Annotated in this window: 3 protein-coding genes; all 3 read left to right on the forward strand. The window is 61.5% G+C overall.

The genetic code is table 11. From position 1 onward, the window contains the following. Window positions 1-787: DegT/DnrJ/EryC1/StrS family aminotransferase (locus Q1V87_RS15250; RefSeq protein WP_300594767.1), on the forward strand; the 787-nt coding region annotated here is incomplete at its 5' end. 62 nt (window positions 788-849) lie between these two features. Then, on the forward strand, window positions 850-1,803 hold the full coding sequence (locus Q1V87_RS15255; protein ID WP_300594770.1) for an NAD-dependent epimerase/dehydratase family protein: 954 nt from the start codon (window positions 850-852) through the stop codon (window positions 1,801-1,803). Then, window positions 1,800-2,258 carry an acyltransferase gene (locus Q1V87_RS15260; protein ID WP_300594773.1) on the forward strand — a complete coding sequence of 153 codons (459 nt, stop codon included), beginning with the start codon at window positions 1,800-1,802 and terminating at the stop codon, window positions 2,256-2,258. Before Q1V87_RS15255 ends, Q1V87_RS15260 begins: the two co-directional genes overlap by 4 nt. Window positions 2,259-2,453 lie beyond the last annotated feature (195 nt).

The following is a 2,453-nucleotide window of genomic DNA, read 5'->3' on the forward strand; positions in this document are numbered from 1 at the left end:
CACTCCGAGAACGGTCGGCATCATCGCTGTCGATCCGTTCGGGCAGCCTGCCGACATGGATGAGATCCTGTCAATCGCAAGAAAGCACGGCCTCTGGGTGGTCGAGGACGCGGCCTGCGCAAGCGGAGCCAGCTACCGAGGCCGTCCCGTCGGATCACTCGCCGACGCCACGGCCTTCAGTTTCCACGGAAGGAAAGGCATCACCTCCGGGGAGGGCGGCGCCCTCGCCAGCACGCGGCCGGAAGTCATCGAACGAGCACGGAAACTGCACACGTACGGGATTGCACCGGCAATCACCCGCGAGGCCAGTCAGGACCTCCCAGTACCGCAGTTCGACGAACTCGGCCACAATTATCGTCTCTCCGACGTGCAAGCAGCCATTATGGGGGTCCAGATCAAGCGTCTCCCCGATCTCGTCGACGCCCGGGCGCGCGTGGCTGCGCATTATGAGACGCTCCTCGGCGACCTTTCACACGTATCGCTTCCGACTGCTCTGCCCGATCGCGGCCACGTCTGGCAGTCGTATGTCATCACCATCGACCGGCGACTTGATAGAGGTCGGGTCATCATGGCGCTCCGCGAGCGCGGAGTCGGCTGCAATATCGGAACCTACGCGAGCCACCTTCAGCCCGTCTATGGACCGCAGAGAGACCTACCAGTCTCTGCGGACCTGTTCAGGAGGCACGTCGCCATTCCGATGCATGCGAACCTCACTGACGAGGACATCGAGTACGTCGCCGCGACCGTGCGCGAAGTCGTCACGGATATAGCCTCGTCGACCAGGTAGTTACCCACAACCGGCCGACACTCCGGAACAGAACAATCCAGAACCGATAAAGAAGAGAAGAAATGAACGATAACCGACTCGCATTCGTTACCGGCGGCGCGGGATTCATCGGCCTCCACGTCGTGAACCAGCTGCTCGACCGAGGTTGGAATGTACGCATCTTCGACAACATGGTCAGGGGCGACCGCGACCGCGCTAATGAACTGGCGACCACACGTGGCGTGGAGGTCATCGATCAGGACATCCGATCCGGCGGAGCTGTTGCACGCGCAATGCGCGGCGCGACGCACGTGATTCACCTCGCAGCGGACTCAATCAACAAGAGCCAGGCCGACCCCTACAGCTCGGTCGACACCAACATGGTGGGCTCGCACAACGTGTTTGCAAGCGCAGCTGATCTTGGAGTTCAGCGCGTCGTGTACGCGTCGAGCGCCTCGGTCTACGGGGATCCCAAGAAGCTACCCATGCATGAGGATGACGAACTCAACCCGTTGACGCCGTATTGCATCGGCAAACGGACCGGCGAGGATCTGCTGCGCTACTACGAACGTCGCTCAGGACTCTCGTGGATCGCTCTTCGCTTCTTCAATGTCTACGGACCCGGCCAGAAGACGACCGCGTACTACACGAGTGTCATCAACCACTTCGTGAACAGGCTCCGCAACGGCGAGCCGCCGATCATCGATGGGGCGGGCGAGCAATCAATGGATTTCATTCACGTAACAGACATCGGGCGAGCTGTTGTCCTCGCTACCGAGTCGGAGAAAGCGAACGCTCCCATTAATGTCGGAACCGGCATCGACACCAGCGTCGCAGAACTCGCGCGGATTCTCATCGATGCGATCGGGGCTGACGTTGAGCCGCAGTTCAATCCTCGACATGTGCTCGTAAGTCGTCGGGCTGCCGACATCACGCGCGCGAAGGAGATGATCGGATTCGAGTACTCGGTTCCTGTTGTTGAGGGGATGACTGACCTCATCCGTTTCGAGACGAACCCGGAGACTCCCGCAAGGTGACCGGCGCACTGCCAGAGAACCCCTACAACGCGCTCGCGTGGATCGTGGGCGATCCTGAGATCGGCGAAGGCACCTGGATCGGCGCATTCACAGTGATCGACGGATCGGGAGGCCTGCGAATCGGCGAAGGCTGCGATATCTCCTCCGGGGTGCACATCTACACGCACTCCTCCGTCAAGAGATGCGTTTCCGGGCGACGGTACGAGTCCGTCGAGCGGAAGCCCGTTACGATCGGCAACCGTGTTTTCGTCGGTGCAAACGCGGTGATCAACATGGGTGTGACCATCGGCGACGAGGCAGTCATCGGCGCGGGCGCAGTCGTCACCAAAGATGTTCCCGATCGAGCAGTGGTGGCGGGCGTCCCGGCAGTGACTGTAGCGCGCGTCCGGCTGCCGGACGGCTGCCCTCCGACGTTCGAACGCGTCGAAGCCGCTGGCGAAACGAGAACTCCGTAGGGCGCATCGGTCGACGGTCCGGCGCTGCCCAGTCGATGCGCCAGAACCTCGAGAATCACCAACCCAGGTCTCGTGACCCAAGCAGTGCGTAACACGGGCTGCCACGCGGCAGCTGGGGTCTCACCGCAGCTGCTAATTGTGAGTCGATCGCGACATCGATAGCGCGCGGTCGACAATCCTATGTGCAGGGAGAAT

The sequence above is a fragment of the Microbacterium sp. genome, from assembly GCF_030149085.1.
Lineage (GTDB): Bacteria > Actinomycetota > Actinomycetes > Actinomycetales > Microbacteriaceae > Microbacterium.

Coding starts and splice junctions, on each gene's coding strand:
- Q1V87_RS15255 (WP_300594770.1), top strand. CDS start 850: ATGAACGATAACCGACTCGCATTCGTTACCGGCGGCGCGGGATTCATC.